The 26,788-nt window shown below is 59.7% G+C and carries 27 protein-coding genes; 12 read left to right on the top strand and 15 right to left on the bottom strand.

Annotation, left to right across the window (positions count from 1 at the left end; all coding sequences use genetic code 11):
- Positions 1-118 precede the first annotated feature (118 nt).
- From citR to V1572_RS08740, 3 genes are all read left to right on the top strand, one after another.
- Positions 119-1,018 (top strand): DNA-binding transcriptional repressor CitR, encoded by a 900-nt coding sequence (citR, locus tag V1572_RS08750; protein WP_045909601.1) that lies wholly within the window; start codon positions 119-121, stop codon positions 1,016-1,018.
- Between the two features lie 156 nt (positions 1,019-1,174).
- Positions 1,175-2,398, top strand: a complete 1,224-nt coding sequence (locus V1572_RS08745) for a phosphoadenosine phosphosulfate reductase (RefSeq protein WP_048226071.1) — start codon at positions 1,175-1,177, stop codon at positions 2,396-2,398.
- Positions 2,383-3,009, top strand: coding sequence for a ParB/RepB/Spo0J family partition protein (locus V1572_RS08740; RefSeq protein WP_045909603.1), 627 nt, complete (start codon positions 2,383-2,385; stop codon positions 3,007-3,009). The genes V1572_RS08745 and V1572_RS08740 overlap by 16 nt, the downstream gene beginning before the upstream one ends.
- Here the strand turns inward: V1572_RS08740 and V1572_RS08735 are convergent, their stop codons facing one another.
- The gene (locus tag V1572_RS08735) at positions 3,010-4,170 is read right to left on the bottom strand and encodes a pyridoxal phosphate-dependent aminotransferase (RefSeq protein WP_045909604.1); all 1,161 of its coding nucleotides are present in this window, start codon (positions 4,168-4,170) and stop codon (positions 3,010-3,012) included.
- A 123-nt stretch (positions 4,171-4,293) separates the two neighbouring features.
- Here V1572_RS08735 and V1572_RS08730 point away from each other — a divergent pair, with 123 nt between their 5' ends.
- The 3 genes from V1572_RS08730 to V1572_RS08720 are packed head-to-tail and all read left to right on the top strand — an operon-like array spanning position 4,294 to position 6,133.
- Positions 4,294-4,908 (top strand): methylthioribulose 1-phosphate dehydratase, encoded by a 615-nt coding sequence (locus tag V1572_RS08730; RefSeq protein WP_196352106.1) that lies wholly within the window; start codon positions 4,294-4,296, stop codon positions 4,906-4,908.
- Positions 4,905-5,594, top strand: a complete 690-nt coding sequence (mtnC, locus tag V1572_RS08725; protein WP_252077428.1) for an acireductone synthase — start codon at positions 4,905-4,907, stop codon at positions 5,592-5,594. Before V1572_RS08730 ends, mtnC begins: the two co-directional genes overlap by 4 nt.
- Positions 5,591-6,133: an acireductone dioxygenase gene (locus V1572_RS08720; RefSeq protein ID WP_023315605.1), complete on the top strand. Its 543-nt coding sequence runs from the start codon at positions 5,591-5,593 to the stop codon at positions 6,131-6,133. Before mtnC ends, V1572_RS08720 begins: the two co-directional genes overlap by 4 nt.
- Before the next feature lie 53 nt (positions 6,134-6,186).
- On the opposite strand, the gene V1572_RS08715 is transcribed toward V1572_RS08720, so the two are convergent.
- Positions 6,187-6,657: an SRPBCC family protein gene (locus tag V1572_RS08715; RefSeq protein ID WP_395299879.1), complete on the bottom strand. Its 471-nt coding sequence runs from the start codon at positions 6,655-6,657 to the stop codon at positions 6,187-6,189.
- A 42-nt stretch (positions 6,658-6,699) separates the two neighbouring features.
- Positions 6,700-7,716 carry an S-methyl-5-thioribose-1-phosphate isomerase gene (gene mtnA, locus V1572_RS08710; RefSeq protein WP_063615568.1) on the bottom strand — a complete coding sequence of 339 codons (1,017 nt, stop codon included), beginning with the start codon at positions 7,714-7,716 and terminating at the stop codon, positions 6,700-6,702.
- Positions 7,717-7,820: 104 nt separating this feature from the next.
- Between mtnA and mtnK the strand changes: the two genes are divergently transcribed.
- Positions 7,821-9,020 carry an S-methyl-5-thioribose kinase gene (mtnK, locus tag V1572_RS08705; RefSeq protein WP_045909608.1) on the top strand — a complete coding sequence of 400 codons (1,200 nt, stop codon included), beginning with the start codon at positions 7,821-7,823 and terminating at the stop codon, positions 9,018-9,020.
- A gap of 92 nt (positions 9,021-9,112) precedes the next feature.
- Here the strand turns inward: mtnK and V1572_RS08700 are convergent, their stop codons facing one another.
- The 4 genes from V1572_RS08700 to V1572_RS08685 all read right to left on the bottom strand — a co-directional run bounded on the left by V1572_RS08700 (position 9,113) and on the right by V1572_RS08685 (position 14,016).
- Entirely contained in the window at positions 9,113-10,354 is a 1,242-nt protein-coding gene (locus tag V1572_RS08700; RefSeq protein ID WP_395299878.1) for an LVIVD repeat-containing protein, read from the bottom strand.
- Positions 10,355-10,437: 83 nt separating this feature from the next.
- Positions 10,438-11,502 (bottom strand): sugar ABC transporter substrate-binding protein, encoded by a 1,065-nt coding sequence (locus V1572_RS08695; protein WP_039265942.1) that lies wholly within the window; start codon positions 11,500-11,502, stop codon positions 10,438-10,440.
- A gap of 19 nt (positions 11,503-11,521) precedes the next feature.
- Positions 11,522-12,517: an ABC transporter permease gene (locus V1572_RS08690; RefSeq protein ID WP_045909610.1), complete on the bottom strand. Its 996-nt coding sequence runs from the start codon at positions 12,515-12,517 to the stop codon at positions 11,522-11,524.
- Positions 12,514-14,016 carry a sugar ABC transporter ATP-binding protein gene (locus V1572_RS08685; protein WP_252077431.1) on the bottom strand — a complete coding sequence of 501 codons (1,503 nt, stop codon included), beginning with the start codon at positions 14,014-14,016 and terminating at the stop codon, positions 12,514-12,516. The genes V1572_RS08690 and V1572_RS08685 overlap by 4 nt, the downstream gene beginning before the upstream one ends.
- A 159-nt stretch (positions 14,017-14,175) precedes the next feature.
- Between V1572_RS08685 and V1572_RS08680 the strand changes: the two genes are divergently transcribed.
- The 4 genes from V1572_RS08680 (at position 14,176) to V1572_RS08665 (ending at position 16,930) form a co-directional block, all read left to right on the top strand.
- Complete coding sequence (locus V1572_RS08680) at positions 14,176-15,264, top strand: oxidoreductase (protein ID WP_126534587.1); 1,089 nt, start codon at positions 14,176-14,178, stop codon at positions 15,262-15,264.
- 57 nt (positions 15,265-15,321) lie between these two features.
- Positions 15,322-16,065 (top strand): SDR family NAD(P)-dependent oxidoreductase, encoded by a 744-nt coding sequence (locus V1572_RS08675; protein ID WP_045909613.1) that lies wholly within the window; start codon positions 15,322-15,324, stop codon positions 16,063-16,065.
- A 183-nt stretch (positions 16,066-16,248) separates the two neighbouring features.
- Positions 16,249-16,554 (top strand): type II toxin-antitoxin system RelE family toxin, encoded by a 306-nt coding sequence (locus tag V1572_RS08670; RefSeq protein WP_252077432.1) that lies wholly within the window; start codon positions 16,249-16,251, stop codon positions 16,552-16,554.
- Positions 16,526-16,930 (top strand): helix-turn-helix domain-containing protein, encoded by a 405-nt coding sequence (locus tag V1572_RS08665; protein WP_045909615.1) that lies wholly within the window; start codon positions 16,526-16,528, stop codon positions 16,928-16,930. Before V1572_RS08670 ends, V1572_RS08665 begins: the two co-directional genes overlap by 29 nt.
- Here the strand turns inward: V1572_RS08665 and V1572_RS08660 are convergent.
- The 7 genes from V1572_RS08660 to entC form a co-directional block, all read right to left on the bottom strand.
- Entirely contained in the window at positions 16,927-17,124 is a 198-nt protein-coding gene (locus tag V1572_RS08660; RefSeq protein WP_006809671.1) for a YbdD/YjiX family protein, read from the bottom strand. The genes V1572_RS08665 and V1572_RS08660 overlap by 4 nt on opposite strands.
- Positions 17,125-17,184: 60 nt before the next feature.
- Entirely contained in the window at positions 17,185-19,290 is a 2,106-nt protein-coding gene (gene cstA / locus V1572_RS08655) for a pyruvate/proton symporter CstA (RefSeq protein ID WP_045909616.1), read from the bottom strand.
- 149 nt (positions 19,291-19,439) lie between these two features.
- Positions 19,440-19,853, bottom strand: coding sequence for a proofreading thioesterase EntH (gene entH, locus V1572_RS08650; protein ID WP_047745870.1), 414 nt, complete (start codon positions 19,851-19,853; stop codon positions 19,440-19,442).
- Entirely contained in the window at positions 19,854-20,606 is a 753-nt protein-coding gene (gene entA / locus V1572_RS08645; protein ID WP_262805487.1) for a 2,3-dihydro-2,3-dihydroxybenzoate dehydrogenase EntA, read from the bottom strand.
- Entirely contained in the window at positions 20,606-21,460 is an 855-nt protein-coding gene (locus tag V1572_RS08640) for an isochorismatase (protein ID WP_045909619.1), read from the bottom strand. The genes entA and V1572_RS08640 overlap by 1 nt, the downstream gene beginning before the upstream one ends.
- 10 nt (positions 21,461-21,470) lie before the next feature.
- Positions 21,471-23,081 carry a (2,3-dihydroxybenzoyl)adenylate synthase EntE gene (gene entE, locus V1572_RS08635; protein ID WP_252077435.1) on the bottom strand — a complete coding sequence of 537 codons (1,611 nt, stop codon included), beginning with the start codon at positions 23,079-23,081 and terminating at the stop codon, positions 21,471-21,473.
- A gap of 9 nt (positions 23,082-23,090) precedes the next feature.
- Positions 23,091-24,266 carry an isochorismate synthase EntC gene (gene entC, locus V1572_RS08630; RefSeq protein WP_395299877.1) on the bottom strand — a complete coding sequence of 392 codons (1,176 nt, stop codon included), beginning with the start codon at positions 24,264-24,266 and terminating at the stop codon, positions 23,091-23,093.
- A 188-nt stretch (positions 24,267-24,454) separates the two neighbouring features.
- Here entC and fepB point away from each other — a divergent pair, with 188 nt between their 5' ends.
- The gene (fepB, locus tag V1572_RS08625) at positions 24,455-25,414 is read left to right on the top strand and encodes a Fe2+-enterobactin ABC transporter substrate-binding protein (RefSeq protein WP_395299876.1); all 960 of its coding nucleotides are present in this window, start codon (positions 24,455-24,457) and stop codon (positions 25,412-25,414) included.
- An 83-nt stretch (positions 25,415-25,497) separates the two neighbouring features.
- On the opposite strand, the gene entS is transcribed toward fepB, so the two are convergent.
- The gene (entS, locus tag V1572_RS08620) at positions 25,498-26,733 is read right to left on the bottom strand and encodes an enterobactin transporter EntS (protein WP_395299875.1); all 1,236 of its coding nucleotides are present in this window, start codon (positions 26,731-26,733) and stop codon (positions 25,498-25,500) included.
- Positions 26,734-26,788: the final 55 nt, after the last annotated feature.

Here is a 26,788-nt window from a genome sequence, read left to right as displayed (position 1 = left end):
GATATATTAAGCTTGAATTCAAAATATAATAAGCAGGTTAATCACAAGGATTGTAAATGATTAACTTCGAACTATAGTTATCAGTTATGAGATGACAACAACACACTCAGGATGATCCATGGCAAATCTTTATGACCTTAAAAAATTCGATCTCAATCTGTTAGTCATTTTTGAGTGCATTTATCAGCACCTCAGCATTAGCAAGGCAGCGGAAACACTCTATATCACGCCCTCTGCGGTGAGCCAGTCTCTGCAACGCCTGCGTACGCAGCTGAATGACCCGCTTTTTATTCGTTCGGGTAAAGGCATCACCCCGACGACCGTGGGGATCAACCTGCATCATCATCTGGAAGAAAACCTTAATCATATTGAGCAGACCATCAATATCCTGAATAACGCGCAGATCAAAAAGAGCTTTGTCATCTACTGCCCGCAGATTCTGGTCCAGGGGCGATTGGGCGACCTGCTAAGGTCTCTGCTTGCGGACGGAAATTACGAGATAGAACATAATGATGTGGTCTTATCGCCTGAGTCGGCCGAGGATCTGCTCGCCTACCGCAAGGCCGATCTGGTGTTTAGTTTTGCGCCGGTTAACAGCCGCTCTATCGTCTGTACCCGCTTTATCCAGTTTTCGGCACAGCTGGTCTGCTGCAAAGAGCACCCCCGCCTTGGCGATAGCGCAACGCTTGAGGAGCTCTGCCAGGAAAAATTCACGCTGATGCGCAGCCAGGAGAACGGCATAAAGGACTTCCAGCAGCAGTCGAACGTACTCCTTCCGGAACGGAATTTCTGCTTCCGCAGCGACTCGCTGATTTCGATTATGAATATTATTGGCATGAGTGATTTAGTCGGTTTTGTTCCAACCGCAATGTTTGAGCGATATAAAGACATTCTCAACCTGAAGCGCGTCGCCTTGCCTTTCACGGTTCCGAAATTAGATATTTTTATGCTATATAATCGTTCAGCGTTAAACAGCAGCGTGTTTTCGCAATTCATTGAAAAAATCGAAGCGGAATAATTTCCGATATTGCCCGAATACTTTTTAATTACATTTGGGCAACAATCCAGGCATGGATAAATCGCATTATTCCGGTTTCGCTTTAATATCTTTACTATTCATGTTTAATTAGCGTAAATAAAAGCCCCGACAGTCATCCTCAGGAAGAGATTGCACATGTCACTGTATAAACATCCCCTGCAGCTTAACGTGCTGGAGGCCGCACAGGCGCGCATCGACTGGACGTTCGCTACTTTTTCCCGCATCTGCGTCTCCTTTTCCGGCGGCAAAGACTCCACCGTCATGCTGCATCTCACCGCGCAAATGGCCCGGGCGCAAAAGCGAAAAATCAGCGTGCTGTTTATTGACTGGGAGGCTCAGTTCTCCTGCACCATTGAACACGTTAATGCGCTACGCGAATGCTACCGGGACGTCATCGAGCACTTTTACTGGGTGGCGCTTCCGCTGACCACGCAGAATTCGCTCTCACAGTATCAGCCGGAATGGCAGTGCTGGGCGCCGGGCGTACGCTGGGTGCGCCAGCCGCCGGAAGACGCCATCACCGCTGCCGATTATTTTGATTTTTACCAGGCGGGAATGACCTTTGAAGCATTTGTCCGCTCGTTTTCCGACTGGTTTGCCCTGCACCGGCCGGCAGCCATGCTGGTGGGCATCCGCGCCGATGAATCCTACAACCGGTTTTTGACCATCGCCAACAACCGCAAGCAGCGCTTCGCGGACGATAAGCCCTGGACAACCACCGCTCCCGGGGGGCACGCGTGGTACGTCTATCCTCTCTACGACTGGAAAACCGCAGACATCTGGACATGGTTTGCAAAATCCGGGTGCAGCTATAACCCGCTCTACAACCTCATGTTTCAGGCGGGCGTCCCGCCGCGCTATATGCGCATCTGCGAACCCTTCGGCCCGGAACAGCGCCAGGGGCTCTGGCTCTATCACGTTCTCGAGCCCGAGCGCTGGGCCGCGATGTGCGAGCGCGTCAGCGGCGTGCGCAGCGGCGGCATCTACGCCGGGCAGGACAACCATTTTTACGGCCACCGCAAAATCCTCAAACCCGAGCACCTCGGCTGGCGCGACTACGCCATGCTCCTGCTGGACAGCATGCCGCAAAACACGGCTGAGCATTACCGCAATAAAATCGCGATCTATCTGCACTGGTATCAGAAGAGAGGCATGCCGGATATTCCCGAGACGCAGGAGGGCGATATCGGCGCCAAAGACATCCCCTCATGGCGCCGTATTTGTAAGGTTTTACTTAATAATGACTACTGGTGCAGGGCGCTGTCGTTCAGCCCAAATAAACCCAAACATTATCAGCGCTACAGCGACAGAGTGAAGGCGAAACGCAAGGAGTGGGGCATTTTATGCGACAAAGAATAATTACTGAGATCGAAACGTACCTGCAGTCACTTTCCGAAGAGGATCGGATTAACGCCATCAATGCCTTTCGTGAAGCGATCCATCGACACAGTCCTTTTCGTGAGCAACCGATAGACTGCGTGCTCTGGATCAAACAGGACGCGATTATCGCTAACGACTACAACCCCAATAACGTTGCCCCTCCAGAAAAACGGCTGCTCACCAGGTCGCTGGAACTCGATGGATTCACCCAACCTCTTGTCGTAACGGAAAGTGAACCGCAACATTACGAAATTGTGGATGGTTTCCATCGCCATGAAATCGGCAAAAATCGGGCGGCGTTAAAGCGCCAGCTCAAGGGATATCTCCCCGTCACCTGCCTGCGCCAGGACCGACAGGAAAAGCATGACCGTATGGCCGCCACGATCCGTCACAACCGGGCGCGGGGTCGGCACCAGATTAACGCCATGTCAGAGATCGTGCGCGAACTGGCACAGCTCGGCTGGAATGATGAGCGAATTGGCAAAGAGCTCGGAATGGACAGCGACGAGGTGCTGCGCCTCAAGCAAATCAACGGTCTGCTGGCGCTGTTTGCAGACCGTCGCTATTCCGAAGCCTGGACGGTGAAATAATCAGAGCGTGTTCAAACGCTCTGCCGCCGCCAGCAGCGTCGATTCCTGCTTGGCAAAGCAAAGACGGATCAGCTTGTGTGGGAAGGGATCGGCGCAGAATACCGACAGCGGAATGGCGGCCACTCCCACCTCTTTTGTCAACCACTGGCAAAAGCTGACGTCATCCAGATCGGAAATTGCGCTGTAGTCCGCGAGCAGGAAATAGGTTCCTTCAGACGGCAAAATTTCCAGGCGGCTTTTACTCAGCGCCGTCACGAACAGATCCCGACGTTCACGGTAGAAACGCGGCAGCGCGCGATAATGCTCGGGCTCCGCGCGCAGCATATCCGCCAGCGCCAGCTGAGCCGGCGTGTTCACGGCAAAGGTCAGGTACTGATGCACCTTGCGCAGCTCAGCGCTAATGGCGGCCGGTGCGACGCAGTAGCCCACTTTCCAGCCGGTCATATGGTAGGTCTTACCGAACGATGAGACGGCGATAGCGCGTTCGCGAAGCTGCGGATGGGCCAGCACGCTGGCGTGTCCCTCTTCTGCAAAGCAGATGTGCTCGTAAACTTCATCGCTCAGCACGTAAATTTCACGTTCAGCAATGGCCTGCCACAGCGCGGCGAAGTCCGTTTTCTGCCACACCGTCGCGGACGGGTTATGCGGGGTATTCAGGATCACCAGACGGGTTTTATCACTCAGCAGCGCAGCAAATGCCTGCCAGTCAGGGCGGAAATGCGGTGGCTGTAACGCCACGCGTTTCACCACGCCGCCGGAAAGTTCAACCGCAGGCGCATAGCTGTCGTAGCTCGGGTCAAAGCAGATCACTTCATCGCCCGCGCGCACCAGCGCGGTGATGGCCGCGTACAGCGCTTCGGTCGCCCCTGCCGTCACCGTGATGTCGCTGTTCGCATCGGGCTTATGCCCATACAGCTCAGCCGTTTTGTCGGCAATGGCTTCCCGCAGCGCCTGTACGCCCGTCATTGGCGCATACTGATTCGCTCCCTGCGCCACGTGATACGCTAAACGCGCCTGCAGATAAGCTGGGCCGTCGAAATCCGGGAACCCCTGCGAAAGGTTAATGGCGTTGTGCTGCTGCGCCAGAGCGCTCATCTGCGTAAATATGGTGGTACCGAGATTGGGAAGTTTACTTTGCGGAATCAAGGCGTTAATGCTCATTGTGTTGTGCCTGTTTGTAATACTTATGTTGCTGCCACTATAACACGATGTTAGTCTTTGGCAATCAAGACGCTTAGACGTCTAAACAATATGAATATTCCTGTCCGAGAGGGTAAAAGGAAAATGACAGACAACCTGCAACTCACGCATCTGGTCGACGCCTGCCGCTGGATTGGTGCCAAAGGCTGGGCACCCGCTACCGGCGGTAACATGTCGGTGCGTCAGGACGAACATCTCTGCTGGCTCAGCGAATCCGGCAAAGACAAAGGTAGCCTCACAACCAATGACTTTCTGCAGGTGGAGATCGCCACCAACCGCGCGCCGTCCGGTCGTAAACCGTCGGCGGAGACCGGTCTGCACACGCTGATTTATCGTCTGTTCCCGGAAGCCAACGCCGTGCTGCACGTTCATACCGTCAACGCCACGGTGCTGTCCCGTCTGGTCAAAGAAGCCGAGCTCAACATCAGCGGCTTTGAGATGCAAAAATCCCTCACCGGACAGACCACGCATCTGGACACGGTGGCTATCCCGGTCTTCGATAACGACCAGGATATTGACGCCCTCGCCTCGCGAATCGCCCATTACGCGCAGGAACGTCCGCTTAATTATGGTTTTCTTCTGCGTGGCCATGGCTTAACCTGCTGGGGACGCGATGTGGCCGAAGCCCGCCGTCATCTGGAAGGACTGGAGTTCCTGTTTGAATGTGAAATGCGTCTACGACAACTGGAGAGAGTATGATTCGCGCGATTGTGACGGATATTGAAGGGACCACCAGCGATATTCGTTTTGTCCATGATGTTTTGTTCCCCTTTGCGCGTGAGCGGCTGGCGGCCTTCGTGACCGCTCAGCAGTACGCCGAGCCGGTGAAATCCATTCTGGACAACCTGCGTGATGAAATCGGTCATCCGCACGCCAGCGTCAGCGAGCTTATCGACGCCCTGTTTGCCTTTATGGATGAAGACCGCAAATCGACCGCGCTCAAAGCGCTGCAGGGGATCATCTGGCACGACGGCTACGTCAACGGCGACTTTACCGGCCATCTCTACCCGGACGTGCTGCCCGCGCTGGAAAAATGGAAAGCGCAAGGGATTGATCTCTATGTTTATTCCTCTGGCTCCGTCGCTGCGCAGAAACTGTTATTTGGCTACAGCGACGAAGGTGATATTACTCATCTGTTCAGCGGCTATTTCGACACCCACATCGGCGCCAAGCGCGAGGTGCAGTCTTATCAGAACATTGCGGCGCAAACGGGCATAGCCCCGTCGCAGATCCTCTTCCTCTCCGATATTCATCAGGAGCTGGACGCGGCTGAACAGGCAGGTTTTCGTACCCTGCAGCTGATTCGCGGTGATGATGACGGCGCAAGCCACCACCATCAGGTCCACCAGTTTGACGAGATTAACCCGGAGCAGATCCCTTCATGAGCGCATTGACCATTTATTCCGACAAAGACGCCAGTCAACACCAGTGGCACAGCACTGACGCCGCCGAGATTGCCCAACAGCTCAACGCGAAAGGCGTGCGGTTTGAACGCTGGGCGGCGGATCGCGATTTAGGACACGATCCCGCGCCTGAAGCAGTGATCGCGGCGTATCAACATGCGATCGACAAACTGGTCGCAGAGAAGGGTTACCAGAGCTGGGACGTGATCAGCCTGCGCGCCGACAATCCGCAGAAAGAGGCGCTGCGCGCGAAGTTCCTGAACGAACACACCCACGGCGAGGACGAAGTACGCTTTTTCGTGGAAGGCGCGGGCTTGTTCTGCCTGCACATTGGCGATGAGGTGTATCAGGTGCTGTGCGAGAAAAACGACCTGATCTCCGTGCCCGCGGGCACGCCGCACTGGTTTGATATGGGCTCAGAGCCGAACTTTACGGCGATTCGTATTTTCGATAATCCGGAAGGCTGGGTGGCCCAGTTTACGGGTGATGCGATCGCGGATGCGTATCCGCGCCTCGCTTGATCTTTTCTCCCTCTCCCTGTGGGAGAGGGCCGGGGTGAGGGCACCAGCGCGCACTACGCGTTTAGCCTCTTCACATACTCCACCAGCTGATCCAGCACAATCCCCCACCCTTCGTGGAAGCCCATCTGCTCGTGCTGCTCGCGGATTTCCTTCGTGGGGTGGCGCGCAATCGCCGTATAGCGCGTTTTGCCCTCGCCCACCTCTTCCAGCAGCAGGATCGCCGTCATAAATGGCTTCTCGGCCGGTTTCCAGCCTTCGGTATAGCCGTCGGTAAAGACCAGCTTTTTTCCCGGGTCGATTTCAAGGAACACACCCCGGTTATCCATCCGCTGACCGTCCACCTCAAACACGGTGTTGAACCGTCCGCCCACGCGGAGGTCGAGGTCGCATTCGGTCACCTTATGGGGAGCAGGAATGAAGAAGTTTTTGATATGCTCGGGCGTAGTCCAGCACAGCCACAGCAGGTCGCGCGGGGCATCCACCACGCGCTCCAGTTTTAAGTCTGTTTCAGGATCGAGCGTCACGATATTGTCCTCTTAAGGGAACCCCTTAAAGGATAGCCGGACTCAGGCGAATTTGCCGTTTGCCACCGCTTCCGGCGTGACCACCCCCGTATCCAGCACCCAGCCGCTAATCAGCGAGGCGGGCGTTACGTCAAACGCCGGGTTGTAGACTTGCGCGTTTTCCGGCGCCCACTGCACCGCGCCAAAGCTTCCGGCGACGCCCGTCACCTCGCTGGCGGCGCGCTGCTCAATCGGGATCGCGTCGCCGTTTGGGCAATCCGGGTCGAGGGTCGTTTGCGGCGCGGCCACGTAGAACGGGATGCCGTGGAATTTTGCCAACACCGCCAGGGAATAGGTGCCAATCTTGTTCGCCACGTCGCCGTTGGCGGCAATGCGGTCTGCACCCACCCACACGGCGTCCACCTGCCCTTTCGCCATCAGGCTGGCGGCCATAGAATCGGTAATCAGCTGATACGGCACGCCCAGCTCGCCAAGTTCCCAGGCGGTTAACCTTCCCCCCTGCAGCAGCGGACGGGTTTCATCGACCCAGACGTTGCTGACCTTGCCTTCCTGATGCGCGCGAGCAATCACGCCCAGCGCCGTACCGACGCCCGCCGTTGCCAGCCCGCCGGTGTTACAGTGGGTCAGCAGGCGGCTGCCGGGCTTCACCAGCGCGCTGCCCGCTTTCGCAATGGCGTCACAGAGCCGTTTGTCTTCGTCGATCAGGCGCAGCGCCTCCGCCACCAGCGCCGGAACATACTCTTCCTGCCACAGCGCCAGCTTCATGCGGTCAAGGTTGTTCATCAGGTTCACCGCCGTCGGGCGGGATGCGCGCAGGGTTTCCAGCGCAACCGCCAGCTCGTCACGGCTTTTGCCGTTTTCCGCCAGCAGCGCCAGCAGCAGACTTGCAGAGAGACCGATCAGCGGCGCGCCGCGCACCCGCAGGGCGTGAATATGCCCCACCAGCGCCTCTACCGTTGAGGCATCCAGCCAGCGTTTCTCCTGCGGAAGGGCCTGCTGGTCGAGAATAAAGAGCTGATTATCCGCTACCCGCAGGCTGGTCGTCTGTAATGTCTGCATGTCGTTAATTCCCTGTTGCGTTGTTGTAGCACATTGTGTCAGGATGAAATCCAGATGTATAGACGTCTACATGTCTTTATTAGCAAACCCGTGAGGAGCAGGCCATGTCGCAATACCGTACCTTTACCGCTCAGGACGCCGTGGAATATGCCAGGCAGTTTGGCGGCCTTGACGATCCTTCATCGCTGGTGGAGGCGCAGGAGGTAGGCGACGGCAACCTCAATCTGGTGTTCAAAATCTTCGACAGCGCGGGCGTGAGCCGCATCATCGTTAAGCAGGCGCTGCCCTACGTGCGCTGCGTCGGCGAGTCCTGGCCGCTGACGCTGGACCGCGCCCGTCTGGAGGCGCAAACCCTGGTCGAGCACTACCGGCACAGTCCGCAGCACACGGTGAAAATCCACCACTTTGACCCGGAACTGGCGGTGATGGTGATGGAAGATCTCTCCAGCCATCGCATCTGGCGCGGCGAGCTGATCAAAAATAATTATTACCCGCAGGCGGCGCGTCAGCTGGGTGAATACCTCGCGCACGCGCTGTTCCACACCAGCGATTTCTACCTGCACCCGCACGAGAAAAAAGCGCAGGTGGCGAAATTTATCAACCCGGAGATGTGCGAGATCACCGAAGATCTGTTCTTCAACGATCCGTACCAGATCCACGAACGCAACAGCTACCCGGCCGAGCTGGAAAATGACGTCGCCGCGCTGCGCGACGACGCCCAGCTGAAAATTGCCGTGGCCTCCCTGAAGCACCGTTTCTTTTCTCAGGCTGAAGCCCTGCTGCACGGGGATATCCACAGCGGCTCGATTTTTGTGGCCGACGGCAGCCTGAAGGCCATCGACGCCGAGTTCGGCTATTTCGGGCCGATGGGCTTTGACGTCGGCACCGCTATCGGCAACCTGCTGCTGAACTTCTGCGGCCTGCCGGGACATCTGGGCATTCGCGATGCCGCCGCCGCCCGCGAACAGCGCCTGACCGATATTCAGGAACTGTGGAACACCTTCGCGGAGCGCTTCCAGGCGCTGGCACATGAGAAAACACGTGACGCCGCGCTCAGCGCGCCGGGCTATGCCTCCGCCTTCCTGAAAAAGGTCTGGCATGACGCCATTGGATTCTGCGGCACCGAGCTGATTCGCCGCAGCGTCGGGCTTTCCCACGTCGCGGATATCGACACCATTCAGGACGAGGCGATGCGCCACGAATGCCTTCGCCACGCGATAACGCTCGGCAAGGCGCTGATTGTTATTGCTGACCGTATCGACAGCGCGGAAGATCTGGTGGCGCGGGTGCGGCAGTACAGCTGAGTGCCGGCTTTGTGCCCGGTGGTGCTGCGCTTACCGGGCCTACGGCTGCAAAATGTAGGCCGGGTAAGGCGAAGCCGCCACCCGGCAAAAACTCACCCCAAATACTCAATCACCGACAACCCACCGTTATAGTCCGTGCTGTAGATAATTCCCTGCGCATCCACGAACACGTCACATGACTGGATCACCTGCGGGCGATTCGGGCGGGTATCCATCATTTTCGCCGGCGCGGCAGGCACCAGCGCCCCCGTTTCAACCGGACGATACGGATTGGAAATATCATACGCGCGCACGCCCGCATTCTGATACGTGGCAAAAATCAGCGTGGAGCTGACAAAGCTCCCCGGCCGGTTCTCGTGCAGGTTGTGCGGCCCGAAATGCGCCCCTTTCGCCACGTAGTCAGTTTCGTCCGGCTGTGGGAAGGTAGAGATGCTTACCGGGTTCGACGGCTCGCGGATATCAAACAGCCAGATCAGCTTCTCCCCGTCCTCCTGGTTGTCGAGCACCGCTTCATCCAGCACCACCAGCAGATCGCGGTCCGGCAGCGGCAGCGCGGTGTGCGTGCCGCCGCCAAACGGCGGACTCCAGTTACGGTGGCTAATGAGCTTAGGACGGGTACGATCCTTCACGTCCAGCAGCGTCAGGCCGCCGTCGCGCCAGCTGCCGTACGCGGTATCGCCGGCAATAATCGCATGGTGGAGCGCGTAGCGTTTCCCTTCCGGCCAGTTCGGCTGTTCGCCTTCGGCCTGGTTCATCCCCGGCAGCCACCAGCGCCCTGCCACCTCAGGCTTACGCGGGTCGGTCAGATCGATCGTCAGAAAGATGTAGTCGGTAAAACCGTCGATCAGCGCTGACACGTACGCCCAGCGGCCACCGACGTACCAGATGCGGTGAATGCCAATCCCGCTTAGCGACAGAAAGCCGATTTCGCGCGGTCTGTCCGGAGTGGAGATATCAAACACGCGCAGCCCGGCGCTCCAGCCTTTGTCCTGCACGTCGCGGACAGTCTCGCCCACCTGGCGGGTGTAGTAGACCTTCTCGTCGGCAAAGCGGGCATCGGCAAACAGATCCCGGGCGTTGATGACCAGCAGCAGGTCATCATGCGCCTGCAGATGCACGTTCCAGGTGCCGGGCGGCGCGGGCACGTAGCCCGCCGCTTTCGGGTTTTTCGGATCGCGCACGTCGACAATCGAAAAGCCCTGCGACACCATATGGCCGATATAAGCGAAACCGCGGTGCACCATCAGTTGCACGCCGTCCGGGCGACCACCCTGATCGCTATGGCCAATCAGCCGCATGTTGCGGCTGTATTCGGGTTGAGGTAATGCAGACATAGTTGAGTCCTTTCGCCGGATGGCGGCTTCGCCTTATCCGACCTACAACACCGTAGGCCCGGTAAGCGAAGCGCCACCGGGCATTATTTTGACCTGGCTTCCAGCGTCGCAAACCACGGCGCGATAAAATCTTCCGTCTGACCCCAACCCGGAATGATTTTCCCCAGCGACGCCACGTTCACCGCACCCGGCTGGGCGGTCAGCAGCGCCTGCGGAATAGCGGCAGCCTTAAAATCGTAGGTCGCAGGCGTGGCTTCCCCGGCAATCTTGTTCGCCACCAGACGCACGTTGGTCGCGCCAATCAGCTTCGGATCCACCGCCACGCTCACCTTCCACGGGCTGCCCGGCTCGCGCATCAGCTGCAGATCCTGGTTGGAGATGTCGATGCTGTAGAGTTTGATCTCGGTACGGCCGTTCTCTTTCAGCGCTTTGTACGCGCCCTGGCTGAAGGCGTCCCAGGTCCCCCAGATGGCGTCGATTTTACCTTTCGGGTACTTCGCCAGGATCGCACCCACCTTGTTGGCGGTGTCGCCCTGCACGTCAGAAGAGACCGCGCCGATAGACTCCAGCTCTTTGATGTCCGGGTACTGTTTTTGCAACTCTTTATACGCCGCCTGACGACGCTCCATCGGCGGGAAGCCCGCCACCCACAGCTTGACGATATTGGCCTTGCCGTTGAAATCTTTCGCCAGCTGGCCGAAGGAGAGGTTCGTCAGGGAGGCATCGTCCTGCTGGGTGACGGTCACGCCCGGGATCTCGCCGTTAACCGCCGTATCAAAGACGGCGACTTTGATCCCGGCGTCCACCGCCTTTTTCACCAGCGCGGTGGAGTACGGATCGCGGCCCTGAGAAAGGATAATCCCGTCGTACTTCTGGCTGATGGCCTGGTTCACGAAGTCCTGGAATTTGGCGTCGTCCCCGTTGCTTAAAAAGGTGCTGACCTTAAAGCCAAGCTTCTTCCCTTCCTGAATGGCCCCGGCAATAAACTGCGTGGTGTTGTCGTCTGAGCCGAGGTTACGGATCACCGCGATGCGAATGGGGCCGTCATGATTGGCAATGGCCGCCGGAAGCGGTGCGGGCGTGGCCGCGAAGCCAGGCAGAGCGGTGAATAACCCTAATGCCACCAAAGAGAGTGCAATCTTTTTCATTTTTTATCCCGTTGTGTTGTCAGCGTTTTTGTATGTACGTAATCGCCAGCGCTACCGCGAGCACCAGCCCTTTTATAATGTCCATGGCGTAATACGGCACGGAGAGCATCACCAGCCCGTTCGACAGCACGCCGAGAATCACCGCCCCGACCAGCGTGCCCAGGGCATTCGGCTTGCCGGACCCGGCCAGCGAGAAGCCAATCCACGCCGCCGCCACCGCATCCATCAGGTAACCGCCGCCCGCGTTTACCTGCGATGAGCCAATGCGCGAGGCCAGCAAAATCCCGCCCAGGCCTGCCAGCAGGGAGGCAATCACGTAGGCCGCCACCTTGTAGCGGGTGGTGCGAATCCCCGAGAGGCGCGCCGCTTCCGGGTTACCGCCAATGGCGTACATCCGACGACCGTGAGTGGTGAGCGACAGCCCCAGTTGCGCCAGAACCGTCACCACCAGCATGATGATCACAATCGTCGGCACCTGCCCCAGCAGGCTGAACGTCGCAGGGATGGTGCCTTCCGCCATGTCACCGCTCGGCAGCACCATGTTCTCGGTAATCGAGCCGCCGTAGCTGTAGGTCATCGCCACGCCCTGGATCACAAACAGGCTGGCCAGCGTCGCGAGCATGTCCGGAATGCGCAGGATGACGATCAGAAAGGCGTTAAACAGCCCCACCAGCGTGCAGAGCGCGAGGGTGATCAGAATCGACTCGGTGGTGCCGAAGCCGTGCCAGACGAAAAGGGAAATCACCAGCGCGTTCGCCAGCGACGCGGTCGATCCTACGGAGAGATCGAACCCGCCAATGGTCAGCGAGATAGACACGCCGATAGCTATCACCGTCACGATGGCAATCGAACGCAGAATATTGATGATGTTGTTTGGATCGAGGAAGCTGTCCGACGCCAGGCCAAAGACGGCCACCAGCGCGACGACGGTTAACAGCATGCCCCACTTGTAGAGAAAATCGAAAATCTGCTGACGACCAGACGCCGTCGCGTTTACTGAAAGGGCCTTGCTCACGACGCCGTTCCTCCGGTTGAATAATAAAGTAGTGTCTCTTCACGGGCCTCGGCCCCGGCGATTTCCGCCACGATGCGCCCGTCCCACAGCACGCAGATGCGGTCGCACAGCCCGACCAGCTCGGCAAACTCGCCGGAGGCGTAAATCACCCCTTTGCCCTCGCGCGCCAGGCCGTCGATCAACTGGAACAGATCGGTTTTGGCCTTCACGTCCACGCCTTTGGTCGGCTCGTCGAAGATCAGCACGCTCGCGTCATTGCGCAGCCACTTGCCAATGGCGACCTTCTGCTGGTTGCCGCCGGACAAACGTCGCAAAACCTGTCCGGGACCGCGGGCGCGCACGCCGACGCGAGCGATCACCTCCTCCGCCCAGCGCCACGCCTGACGATGGCCGAACAGGCTCCAGCGCGAGAAGCTGTTATCGGCGCACACGGCAAGGTTCATACTCACCGGCTCGTCGATAAAAATGCCCTCTTTACGCCGCTCTTCCGGCACCAGCGCCAGGCCGCGCAGCACCGAGTCCGCCGGATCGCGCGGCTGCCAGGGCTGTTGATTCAACTCACCGCGCGACACGCGGCTTTTGCTGGCGCCAAACAGCGCCTTACAGAGTTCGGTTTTGCCCGCGCCCGCCAGCCCGGCAATACCGAGAATTTCGCCCTTGCGCAGGTGCAAGGAGATATCTTTCAGCAGCGCGTCGTCATGCAGACCTTGCACCCGCAGCAGCGTTTCGTCGCCGTGCGGCGGCCGAGCGGGCGGGTAGATATCGCTCAGCACGTGGCCGAGCATCTTCTCGACGATCGCTTCGCCGCTAAGATCGGCCATCGGGCCGGACTCGATCAGCTTGCCGTCGCGCAGCACCGTCAGGGTGTCGCAGATGGCCTTCAGCTCGTGAATGCGGTGGGAGATAAACACCACGCCGATGCCCTGCTGCTTTAACCGTCTCACCACCGCAAACAGGCGCTCGCTCTCGTGCGCGTCCAGCGGCGCGGTGGGCTCATCAAGAATGAGAAAACGGCAGTGGTGTGACAGGGCGCGCGCCAGCAAAATCTGCTGCTTTTCGGCAAGCGTGCAGCTGTCGATGGAACGGCGGACGTCCAGCGTAACGTCAAGCTGCGCCAGCGCCTGTCTCGCCTGCTGGCGGACGGCGCGCCAGCGGAAGCGATGCCCCGGCTGCGCCAACTGGTCGAGCATGATGTTCTCGGCGATGCTTAACCCCGGGATCAGCGCCACGTCCACTTCCTGCTGCACGAGGTGGATCCCCAGCCGTTTGGCATCGAGCGGCTCGCGGATGCTTACCGGCTGGTTATTGATGGAGATTTCGCCCTCATAGTGGTCGTGCGTCCCGCACAGCACCGCCATCAGCGTCGATTTCCCCGCACCGTTGGCGCCGGTCAGCGCATGTACCGATCCGCCGGTTAAGGTGAAGTTCACGCGCGACAGCGCCTGAAAGCCGGAAAAGGCCAGGCTGATACCGCGCATCTCAAGGCGACTGGAAACCATCCGCGTAAATCCTTCATAACTCTTCTGATTTATCGAATTTTTCACAGCTCCGGTTGACTGACAACGACGGAAAAGGCATAAGTTAAAGCGAAATATTATTAGCCATCCGGATGTCCAGACATAACATCGGGTTAGCGCTTGCTAAAAAAGGACAACACCATGAGCAACACCGATATCCGCGTCGTGCCTGGCCCGGCGAACTACTTCTCCCATCCCGGAAGCCTTGCGCATCTGAATGACTTCTTTACCCAGGAGCAGCTTTCCCGCGCGGTGTGGATTTACGGCGAGCGCGCTATCGACGGCGCGCGCCCGTTCCTGCCGGAGAGCTTTCACGCGCCGGGGGCAAAACACCTGCTGTTTAAAGGCCACTGCAGCGAGCGCGACGTCACTCATCTGGTGAACGAATCCGGCAGTGACGCCAGCGTGGTGATTGGCGTCGGCGGCGGTGCGGTGCTGGATACCGTCAAGGCCGTGGCGCGTCGTCTGGGCGTGCCGTTCGTGGGTATCCCCACCATTGCCGCTACCTGCGCGGCATGGACCCCACTCTCCGTCTGGTACAACGATGCCGGGCAGGCGCTGCATTTTGAGATCTTCGATGACGCCAACTTCCTGGTGCTGGTAGAGCCACAGATCATTCTTAACGCACCCGCGGAATACCTGCTGGCGGGTATCGGCGATACGCTGGCGAAGTGGTACGAAGCGGTAGTGCTTGCTCCGCAGCCTGAAAACCTGCCGCTGACCGTGCGGCTGGGCATCAACGGCGCGCTGGCGATCCGCGACGTTCTGCTGGAGCACAGTGAGGAAGCGCTGGCCGACCAGCAGCGCGGCGAACAGACGCAGGTCTTTCGGGACGTGGTGGATGCAATAATCGCCGGCGGCGGGATGGTCGGCGGTCTGGGTGAACGCTATACCCGCGTGGCGGCGGCGCATGCGGTGCACAACGGTTTAACCGTGCTGCCGCAGACGGAAAAATACCTCCACGGCACCAAGGTGGCCTACGGCATTCTGGTGCAGAGCGCCCTGCTCGGCCAGGACGACGTGCTGGCGCAGCTGGTCTCGGCGTATCGACGTTTTAACCTGCCGACCACGCTTCGCGCGCTGGAGGTCGATATTCACAACCGCGACGAGCTGGATAAGGTGATTGCCCACACCCTGCGTCCGGTGGAGTCAATTCATTATCTGCCGGTGACGTTAACGCCTGAGGTTCTGCGCGCGGCGTTTGAGAAGGTGGAATACTTCAGCCGTTAATCTCCCTGACCGTCTATACCTAATGATGATTCTTACCACTCTCGTAACGAGGTCATCATGCAGATCGATTTAACAGGTAAAAAGGCGCTGGTTACCGGTGCCAGCCGCGGGTTGGGTCGGGCTATTGCACTGTCGCTGGCGCGCGCCGGTGCGGATGTGATTATTACGTATGAAAAATCTGCCGATAAAGCCCAGGCGGTCGCCGAAGAGATTAAGGCGCTGGGACGACACAGCGAAGCTGTGCAGGCCGACAGCGCCAGCGCGCAGGCGATTCAGGATGCCGTCACCCATGCAGCACGTTCCCTTGGCGGGCTGGACATTCTGGTCAACAACGCGGGTATCGCGCGCGGCGGCCCGCTGGAGTCCATGACCCTGGCGGACATTGACGCGCTCATCAACGTCAACATTCGCGGCGTGGTGATCGCCATTCAGGAAGCGCTGGTGCACATGTCCGACGGCGGGCGCATTATCAACATCGGCAGCTGTCTGGCCAACCGCGTGGCGATGCCGGGTATTGCCGTTTACTCGATGACCAAGTCTGCCCTTAACTCCCTCACCCGCGGCCTGGCGCGCGATCTGGGCCCGCGCGGTATTACCGTTAACCTTGTCCACCCCGGCCCCACCAACAGCGATATGAACCCGGAAGACGGCGAACAGGCGGAAGCCCAGCGCCAGATGATCGCAGTCGGTCACTACGGCCAGCCGGAAGACATCGCGGCGGCGGTCACCTTCCTTGCTAGTCCGGCCGCCGGGCAGATCTCCGGCACAGGGCTGGATGTCGACGGCGGGTTGAACGCCTGATCGCAAATTTCCTGAAAGCCTCTGTCGCCCGGCAGAGGCCTTGTCGAGCCGCCTCGATGTTTCGCTTTTTACCGCTTACTTCCGTTTTATGTCCGCTCTACAGTACCCCATAAGAAATTCGGAATTTATCTAATAGTCTTATTATTTCCTTATAGTTTGTGTGGGCGTACAGTGGAGGTACGGATGAAGATTGTCTGGTCCAATGGTGCAAAGAAGGCGTTTTCAAAGATTGACGAGCGGTATCAGCACCGCATTGAGGTAAAGCTTAATGAGCTGGATGACCGTTCAACTCCCCGGCCCGATATCAAAAAAATATCGGCGACCGAAAATCATTTCCGGCTACGCGTTGGCGATTACCGCATCATCTATACGCTTCGGGACGATCCCGATAACCATTGTTATGTTTTAGCCGTCAAGCGCAGAACTTCAACGACTTACCTGCATGAGGAGAGTGCCACCTATGGCTGTACAGCTAATCAAGGACGATAACGGGAAAACGCAGTACGCCGTTATTCCCTATCACGAATATTTTCGTATGCTCTTACAGATGTCAGAAATTGACGACGAAACCGATGACGATCTGGAGGATATTGAGGTCGAACACGATAGTCTGGATGACGTGGAATTGCCCGGAGAAGTGTGCAGCATCATGACCTGGCAGAACGTCAGCCTGCAGGCCGCGTGGCGTATCCTGCGCGGGCTATCCCAGCAGGAGGTGGCGGAGAAACTCGGCATCAGCCAGTCCGCCGTGTCACAGCTGGAAGCGCTGGACTCCCGTCCGCAAAAGCGCACCCGTGAAAAGCTGGCAGCGATCTACGGCTGTAAGCAGGAGCAGATCAGCCTCTATCTCCCGAAAGAGGGTTAACAGCACTTCGCCCCGCCCTTGCCGCCGTAGCGGGCGTCCTGGCGGTCACGGAAAAACTCTTCGTAGGTCATTGGCGTCTGGTCCGGATGATTGACGCGCATATGCTCGACGTAGTTGTCGTAGTCCGGCACGCCAATCATCATTTTGGCGGCCTGGCCCAGGTACTTACCGGCTTTGGAAAGGGTGTCGAACATGATTCTGATCTCACAGGGAATGTAGGCCGGGTAAGGCGAAGCCGCCACCCGGCACAAAGGTTAGTGCGCCCCTTTCGCCTGGGTCACAATCTCTTCCAGGTTTTCAGGCATTGGCTCATACGGCGTCTCTTTCGCCGTTGGCGTGTCGACTTTCAATGCCGCCAGCGCGGTCTTGAGAGAATACAACGCCAGCACCACGACCACCACCATAAAGAAGATGGTCAGCCCGGCGTCCAGACGGTTGTTAAACACCAGCTGCGACAGCTGTGATTCGGTGTACTGTGCCGGGATCTTGCCGCTGTCGATCATCGCCTGGAACTTGTTGGCAATTGCCAGGAAGCCCACCTTGTTATCCGGACTGAAGGCCTTCTGCCAGCCCGCCGTCAGGGTACAGATCAGCAGCCACGCGGTAGGCACTAGCGCCACCCACGCATAGCGCTGGCGCTTCATCTTGAACAGCACCACCGCGCAGAGCATCAGCGCCATGCCCGCCAGCATCTGGTTGGCGATACCGAACAGCGGCCACAGGGTGTTAATCCCGCCCAGCGGATCGACCACGCCCTGATGCAGGAAATAGCCCCACGCCAGCACGCACAGCGCCGTCGCCAGCAGGTTAGCCGGGAGCGAGTCGGTCCGCTTCAGGTTCGGGGAGATGACGCCCAGCAGATCCTGCAGCATAAAGCGCGCCGCACGGGTTCCCGCATCCACCGCCGTCAGGATAAACAGCGCTTCAAACAGAATGGCGAAGTGATACCAGAACGACACGTCCATCAGCCCGCCCAGCGCGCCGTGGAGAATATACGCCATGCCCACCGCCAGCGTCGGCGCCCCGCCCGCGCGGGAGATAATGGACTGCTCGCCCACTTCGCTGGCGATGCTCGTCAACGTATCAGGGGTAATCGCGAAGCCCCAGCCGCTCACCACCTGCGCGGCAGATGCCACCACGTCAACGGTACCGGCCGGAGCCAGGACCGCCATCGGGCTGTTCATCGCGAAGTAGACGCCCGGATCGATAATGCAGGCGGAGACCAGCGCCATGATGGCCACGAAGGACTCCATCAGCATGCCGCCGTAGCCAATCAGGCAGGCCTGATTTTCATTCGCCAGCATCTTCGGCGTCGTCCCGGAGGCGATCAGCGCGTGGAAGCCCGACACCGCACCGCAGGCAATGGTAATAAACAGGAACGGGAACAGATTCCCGGTCCAGACCGGGCCGGTGCCGTCGATAAATTTGGTCAGCGCCGGCATGGTCAGCGTCGGGCGCATAATCAGAATGCCGATCGCCAGCCCGACGATAGTGCCGATTTTCAGGAACGTTGAAAGGTAGTCGCGCGGTGCCAGCAGCAGCCACACCGGCAACACCGCCGCCACAAAGCCGTAGCCCACCAGCATCCAGGTCAGCTGTACGCCGGTAAAGTCGAAGAACGGTGCCCAGGTCGGGCTTTCCGCCACCCAGCCGCCGGAGATAATGGCGAACACGAGCAACACCAGACCAATCACCGACACTTCACCAATGCGGCCCGGACGCAGGTAGCGGATGTAGATCCCCATGAACAGCGCCAGCGGAATGGTAAAGGCTACGGTATACGTTCCCCACGGGCTGTGGGTCAACGCTTTCACCACGATCATCGCCAGCACCGCGAGGATGATCACCATGATCATAAAGGTCGCCACCAGCGCAATCACCCCGGCAGTGGCCCCCATCTCCTCTTTCACCAGTTCCCCCAGCGAACGTCCGTCGCGGCGGGTGGAGACGAACAGCACCATAAAGTCCTGCACCGCCCCCGCCAGCACCACCCCGGCGAGGATCCAGATCATCCCCGGCAGGTAGCCCATTTGCGCCGCCAGCACCGGGCCCACCAGCGGGCCTGCTCCGGCGATCGCCGCAAAATGGTGACCGAACAGCACTTTCTTGTCGGTCGGCACGTAGTCCAGACCGTCGTTATGGCGGACGGCAGGCGTCATGCGGGTGCTATCGACCGCCAGAACATTTTTAGCGATATAGCGGCCATAAAAACGATAGGCGATCAGGTAAACGCAGACCGAGGCAACGACGATCCAGAGCGCGTTGATCTGCTCCCCCCGGTTGAGGGCGATGTAGCCCAGGGCAAAGGCTCCCACAACGGAGAGCCCTGCCCATGTAAGGTATTTCCCTGAGTTGTTCATAGTTGTTGTCCGTTGTTGTGAAACAGTGAGATGTTACATTTTGTTTCTAGAACAACCGGAAAAATTTAACAACTTTGAAACGCAATAATGCGTGGTCAAACCAGAGATTTACACCACAGTGTTAAGCCGATCACTTTGATCTGCCTGGGCTAGCCCAGCACCATCGTACTCAATCGGCAGGTACAGCACCGCCGCCCCTGCTCGTCGAAAACCCCAATCTCCCAGCTCTGGCTCGAACGCCCAAGATGCAGCGGCTGACACACGCCACGAACCGTGCCGTGGGATACCGCCCGATGATGCGTGGCGTTCAGCTCCGTTCCCACCACGCTCTGTCCGTCGCGGGTCATCAGAAATCCGGCCATTGAGCCGAGCGTTTCCGCCAGCGCCGCCGAGGCCCCGCCGTGGAGCAGGCCAAACGGCTGATGGGTACGCGCATCCACCGGCATCTCCGCTTCCAGCGTATCGTCCCCGAGGCGGGTATAGACGATGCCCAGGTTCGCCACCAGAGTATTCACGCTGGTGGCGTTCAGTTCCTCAAGCGATAAATGACGTTTCCAGATCATTTACGCCCCCAGCGTGGAGCCGCCGTCCACCACGATATCCTGCAGGGTGATATGGCTGGCGGCATCGGAGGCAAGGAACAACACCGTACTGGAGATCTCCTGTGGACGGGCAATTTTGCCCAGCGGAATACCGAGCTTAAACTGCTCGCCGAAGCCGCGGATGCGCTGCTGCTCCGCATCGTCGCTTTTCCACAGGGTGCGCTGCATATCGGTGTCCGTTGAGCCCGGCGACACCAGATTGCAGCGCACGCCGCTGCCTGCCAGCTCCAGCCCGACGGTCAGGGCCAGGCTTTTCAGCGCCGCTTTCGATGCGCCATAGGCGCTCATGCCGATGCGCGGCGTGTGCGCCGCATCGGACGCCACGGTAACAATCGCCCCGCCCTGCTGACGGCGGAACTGCCCCATGGTCTGCTGGAACAGATTGAACGCGCCGCCAACGTTGACCGCAAAGGTGTCCTGCCAGTCCTTCTGCGAGAGCTGGTCCGTCGCCCCCATGCGCAGAATGCCCGCCGCGTTGACCAGCACGTCCAGCCGTTCGAGCGAAGCCAGCACGCGCCCGCACACCTCATGCACCTTCGCGGCATCCGCCACGTCCAGCGTTTCGGTGGTAAACGGATAGTGATCCTGCGGGAAGGCCAAATCGAACCCGGTCACCTGCGCGCCGGCTTCGGCAAATGCCAGTGCGGTCGCGTAGCCAATCCCCTTCCCCGCGCCCGTCACCCAGACGGTTTTACCGGTGAAATCCCATCCCATCACTTCACCTCGCGGGAAAGCAGCGCCCACCAGGCGTCGAGGGTCGGATTTTTCGCCAGCATCACGAAGTCGATATCGCCGTGTACTTTGCGCCAGCGGGCGGCCAGCGCCATCATGCGTACCGAATCCAGTCCGTAGTCGATCAGGTTTTCGTCATCCATCGGCTCGTCGGACTCATCCAGCAGCGGCAGGATCAGCTCGCGCAGCGCGGCCTTCGAGGCCGGAACGGACGGCAGCAGTTCGTCAGTCATCACTACGCGGCCCGAGCGTCCGGCCACATAGTTCAGCGACATCAGGTGCTCGTCACGGGTGAAATCCGCCAGTGCGTCGGCAATGAAGAACGGCTTAATGTCGCGCATAAAGGCGTCGGTGGCGGTGGTCATGCAGCCGATGTGGGCGTACACGCCGGTAATCAGCAGCTGGTTGCGGCCCGTCTCTTTCAGCATCTGCTCCAGCGGCGAGCGGTGGAACGCGCTGTAGCGCCACTTCACCAGCACCGTGTCCGCTTCGTCCGGCGCCAGCTCGGCGACGATGCGCTGCTGCTCCGGCGAACGGGTCAGGCCCGGGCCCCACATGTCGTTCAGCAGGGCGCGATCGTCATCGCTCTGCTCTTTTGGCTGCGCGGTGTAGTACACCGGGATATTGTGTTCTTTGCACCAGGCGCGCAGTCTGGCGATGTTCGCCACCACCTGCTGCATCATCTCGCTGTTTTCGCCCCAGAAGTTCAGGAAATACTCCTGCATATCGTGGATCAGCAGCGCCGCGCGCTCGGGCTCAAACGCCCAGTTCACCTTGCTAGTTGGCAACTCTGCGGCGGTCGGCAGCGCGTAAGCGGTTAATTTTGGAATGGCCATACTCTGTTCCTCAGCCCCGGGCGCGTTCAGCAAGCCACAGGCGCAACTGTTTCTTATCGACTTTGCCGACCGGCGTCAGCGGGAGCGCATCCACGCTCTCCACGCGGTCCGGCAGCTTGAATTCGGCGACGCCCTGCTCGCGCAGAAAGCGACGCACCTCGACCGCGCGCAGGGGCTGTTTCACCACCAGATACGCGCAGCTCTTCTCACCCAGCAGGCTATCCTCCATGCTCACCAGCGCGGCGTGGATCACCGACTCATGGCGCAGCAGCAGGTTCTCGATCTCTTCGGCAGCAATCTTCTCGCCGCCGCGGTTGATCTGATCTTTCTCGCGCCCCTGCACGGTGATGTAGCCCTGCTCATCAATGGCGATCAGATCCCCGGAGCAGTAAAAGCCGTCTGCGTCGAAGGCGCTGGCGTTGTGTTCCGGGCTGTTGAAATAGCCGCGGAAGGTATACGGGCCGCGCGTCATCAGGCGCCCGACTTCCCCGCGCGGCAGCGGGTTGCCGTGCTCGTCCGCCACCCACACTTCGTCGTCCGGGCACATCGGTCGGCCCTGGGTGTTGATGATGCGTTCCGGCGCGTCGTCGAGCGCGGTGTAGTTCACCAGCCCTTCTGCCATGCCGAACACTTGCTGCAGCTGGCAGCCGATTTCTGCCGGAATGCGCGCCGCAAGCGTGGCGGAAAGGCGTGCGCCGCCCACCTGCAGCAGCTTCAGGGAGTTAAGCTGCGCGTTCCCCGCACCGTCGGCAATCGCCTGCAGCCAGAGGCTGACCGCCGGCGGGACCAGCGAGGTGACGTTAATCTGATGCTGTTCGATCAGCGGGAAGCAGAGCGTGGCGCTCGGATCGTTCGCCAGCACCACGCAGCCGCCCGCGGTAAAGACGCCCAGTGAGCCCGGCGAGCTCATGGCGTAGTTGTGCGCCGCGGGCAGCGCGTTCAGATACCGGGTATGCGCAGTGATACCGCAGATCTCGTTGCTGCGGCGAATGCTGTAGTCGTAGTCGTTGTGCGTCCGCGGGATCAGCTTCGGCGTGCCGGTACTGCCGCCGGAGAGCTGGAAGAATGCCACTTCGTCGGCGGGCGTCGGGTTAGGGATAAAATTGTCCACCGGAAGCGCAATCGCCGCGTCCAGAGCATATTCACCCTTATCGCCACGCAGGAGCACGACGCGCACCGAGCGATGTTCATCCACAAAGGCATGAAGAAAATCATCGCCCGCAAACAGCGCATGGTCGCGATCGGCGATCAGCACGGCGGGGTTGATCTGCGCCGCGTAGGCGTTCAGCTCGCTGCGCTGGTGGCTAAAGAGCGCGTTGACCGGCGCGACGCCAATTTGCAGCAACGCGAAGAAGGTCATGTAAAACTCGGCCACGTTGCCAAGCTGCACCAGCGCCGTCTCTCCACGCTGCAGCCCACGCGCCTGAAGGGCTGAGGCCAGGTTGTTTACGGCCTGATTCAGCGCGCGGTAGGTAATGTGGCGATCGCCATCGATAATCGCCACCGCATCGCTGTCCGCCCGATCCGTCAGGATGTGGGTCAACGGCAGATCCTGCCAGTAGCCTTTTTCACGGTATCGGCGGGCAAATGCCTCAGGCCAGCGGGTAAAGGGAATGGTCATGAGTCTTCCTTAGTGCAAACCAAACACGTTGAGCATGGTGGAGAGCTTCACGCCCGTCTCGCGCCACTCGCCCACCGGGGAGGAGGCAGGCACAATGCCCGCACCGGCAAACAGGCGAACGGTATTTTCACGAAGACGCGCGCAGCGGATGGTCACCACCCACTCGCCGTTGCCTTCGCTGTCGCACCAGCCAACGATGCCGCCAAACAGCTCGCGGTCGAACGGCTCCAGCTCGGCAATCAGCTCTTTCGCCGCCTGATGCGGGAAGCCGCTCAGCGCCGGGGTCGGGTGCAGCAGGCAGGCCAGGGTCAGGGCGTTCTCGTTTTCACGCGCCTCGCCTTCCACCGGCGTCGCCAGATGCCACAGCGTCGGCGTGGTAATCAACTGAGGAGAATCAGGCATGCTGAGATGATGGCTGCGCGGTGCCAGAATGGCCTTCATCGCCTGGGTGACCAGGTCGTGCTCGTGACGGTCCTTTTCGGAGGCCAGCAGCTTGTTGCCCGCTTCGCGATCCAGCACGTCGTCCGGCTGACGGCGCGCGGAGCCTGCCAGCGGCAGCGAGCTAAAGTGCGCCCCCTCTTTGCGCAGCAGCAGCTCCGGGCTAGCGCCCAGCAGCACGCCGCCGTCTTCCAGCGGCACGTGGAAGTTGAAGCTCGCCGGGTTCTGGGCGATCAGGCGCTCCATCAGGGCGCCGCTGTCCATGCGTTTGTCGGTCGCGATATCAATCAGGCGTGACAGCACCACCTTGTTCACCTGCGGCGTGGCGGTCAGCGACGCGGCGCGAGCGACCATCTCTTCGAAGACGGGCTGCGGCGGGATCTCGGTGCGTTGTGCCACCTTCAGCGTCTGCGCGCCGGAAAAATAACGTGCGGACTGCTGACGTGCGGGACGGGAAAAGGTTTCCCAGCGTTGCGGAATAAACAGCGACGAGGGCTTGCGGGTGTCGAACGGGATCGCCCCCACCATCACCGGGTGAGCAATACCGCTGGCTTTTGCCGTGCGGAAGGCCTGGGCTAATTTTTGCTGGAAGCGACCCGCCGGATCGTCACCGCCGACGGCGGGTTCACTGAAGCGGGCAAAGCAGCCGGACGTGGTAAAGCTGCGGTAAGGCGACATAAAGAAAAAACGGTCTGATTCCAGCGTGGTTGCGGCGTGCTGAACTTCCTCAGCCAGGGACGTATCCATATCATCCTCCTCAAAATGATAAAAGAAGCAATAATGATTATCATTTATATTTTCGTCGGCTAACCTAATCCCACATCGCTTCGCTGTCAACCGTCGGGCAAATAACTTGTGCGACAAAAGCTTGCATCCCAGTGCGGCAACCATGAAAATGAGAAGCATTATCTTCAACAAAAACAGGATCCCGCGCTGTGAAATTCCCTGCCGTTTTCCGTAATCCCCTGCTTTTATTATCACTTTTTGTTTTAGGACTTACCTCAGCCGCAGCCGCCGACTGGCCGCGTCAGGTGACTGACAGCCGCGGGGTACATACCCTTGAGCACAAACCGACGCGCATTGTCTCCACCAGCGTGACCTTAACCGGCTCCCTGCTGGCCATTGACGCACCGGTCGTCGCCAGCGGCGCGACCACGCCAAACAACCGCGTGGCGGATGGACAGGGTTTCCTGCGCCAGTGGGGCGATATCGCGAAGCAGCGCAAGGTAGCGCGGCTGTACATTGGCGAGCCGAGCGCCGAAGCGGTAGCCGCGCAAATGCCGGACCTGATTTTGATCAGCGCCACCGGCGGGGATTCCGCACTGGCGCTGTACGATCAGCTCTCAGCTATCGCGCCGACGCTTATCATCAACTACGACGACAAGAGCTGGCAGGCGCTGCTGACTCAGCTGGGCGCGATCACCGGACACGAAAAGCAGGCCGCCGGGCGCATAGCCGCGTTTGATACACAGCTCGCGCAGGTGAAACAGCAAATGACGCTGCCGCCGCAGCCGGTGAACGCCATCGTCTACACCGCCGCCGCGCATTCCGCCAACCTGTGGACCGCCGAATCGGCGCAGGGCAAGCTGCTGCACCAGCTGGGCTTTACGCTGGCGGAGCTGCCTGCCGGGTTGCAGACCTCAACAAGCCAGGGCAAGCGCCACGACATTATCCAGCTGGGCGGTGAAAACCTGGCGACGGGACTGAACGGCGAAGGGCTGTTTGTGTTTGCCGGTGATGAGAAAGACGTGGCGGCGATTTACGCTAACCCGCTGCTGGCGCACCTACCGTCGGTGAAAAACAAGCGCGTGTGGGCGTTAGGAACCGAGACGTTCCGCCTGGATTATTACAGCGCGATGTTGGTGTTGCAGCGTTTAGAGGCAATTTTCGGGTAATGTATGCGCCCGGTGGCGCTTCGCTTACCGGGCCTACGGGTGCAAAATGTAGGCCGGGTAAGGCGCAGCCGCCACCCGGCAAATCACACAGGGGCACTCTCCTGCCTGAACCGCCGCAATTCCACCAGCACCACCAATAAGATCACACCAACCATCGCTAACACAAACCCGCTGCTGCTCGCTGACGCCACCGGGCTCATTATCGCCCCCAGCCCGCCGAGGATCGCCGCACCGATGGCATCGCCCGTGACGTTCTGCGCGGTCCACAGGCCGTTGATGCGCCCGAGCATCCCTTCCGGCGTCTGGGTCTGGATCAGGGTGTACTGCAAGAGCGAGCTGATGGCGCTCAGCCAGCCAAAGATCACCAGACACATCACCCCGAGCGCCCAGACCGGCATCAGGCTAAAGAAGCCAATGGCGATAAACGAGGCCAGCGTGGCAAGCAGCATAATCAGCCCCGGACGCGTGCTCTGCGCCAGGTTGCCGCTGGTCAGCGCCCCGCAGGCCGCACCGAGCGGAATCGCGGCGTACAGCAGGCCAATCTCCGAGGCGCTCATCCGCCACTCTCCCGCTAACGCCGGATACAGCACGCGCACGGCGCTCGCCATGGTCAGCAGGCCGCCAAGCAGCGCAATGCCGCCAATCAGCGGGTTACTCAACAGAAAACGAATAGCGGCCATCAGTGATGTCAGCGGATGCTCGCGCGGCTGCGGCGGGGGTGGCAGCAGCGGCAGGCGCAGCAGCGTCAGCGTGGTGATAAACGTCCCCGCCGCCGCCAGGCCGTAGTTCCACGCCACGTTGCCGGTCGCCAGCAGCAGGCCGCCGACCATCGGCGAAATCACCGAGCCGAGGCGCACGGTGAGCATGGTGATTGCCCCCGCCTGCATCAGGTTCTCGCGCCCGACCAGCGCGGGCGTCGCCGCCAGCAGCGCCGTCACGCCTAAGGAGGCAAAGAAACCGTCCCACAGCCCGAGGGCATATATGGCCATCAGCGACGGCTCCGGCAGCATAGCGTTCAGACACAGCCCGATAAAGCCCACGCCGCAGGTGCCGCGCGCCAGCAGGATCAGCTTTTTACGCTCGTAGCGGTCCGCCAGCACGCCGCCGACCATCAGGCCGATGAACATCGCCCCGCCGGTTAACGTCACCGATAACCCCACCAGCCAGCTGGAGTGCGTCATAGTCTGGATCTGGACCGGCACGGCCACGCCGAGCAGACCGAGGGATAAAATGGAGATAAAACGAGCGATAAAGACGGCGCGATACGCCGGGTGCGTTTTGAGCAGGCTGAGGTTGAGCAGCCAGGATTTTTGATTCATGACAAAGCCTTGAGTGTAATTCTACCCATTCCATGGGCGCACATGCTAACATAGC

Origin of the sequence: Enterobacter quasiroggenkampii (genome assembly GCF_043972695.1) — a bacterium.
Taxonomy (GTDB): domain Bacteria; phylum Pseudomonadota; class Gammaproteobacteria; order Enterobacterales; family Enterobacteriaceae; genus Enterobacter; species Enterobacter quasiroggenkampii.
The sequence above is the reverse complement of the archived record's forward strand: the minus strand, read 5'-3'. Positions and strand labels throughout refer to the sequence as shown.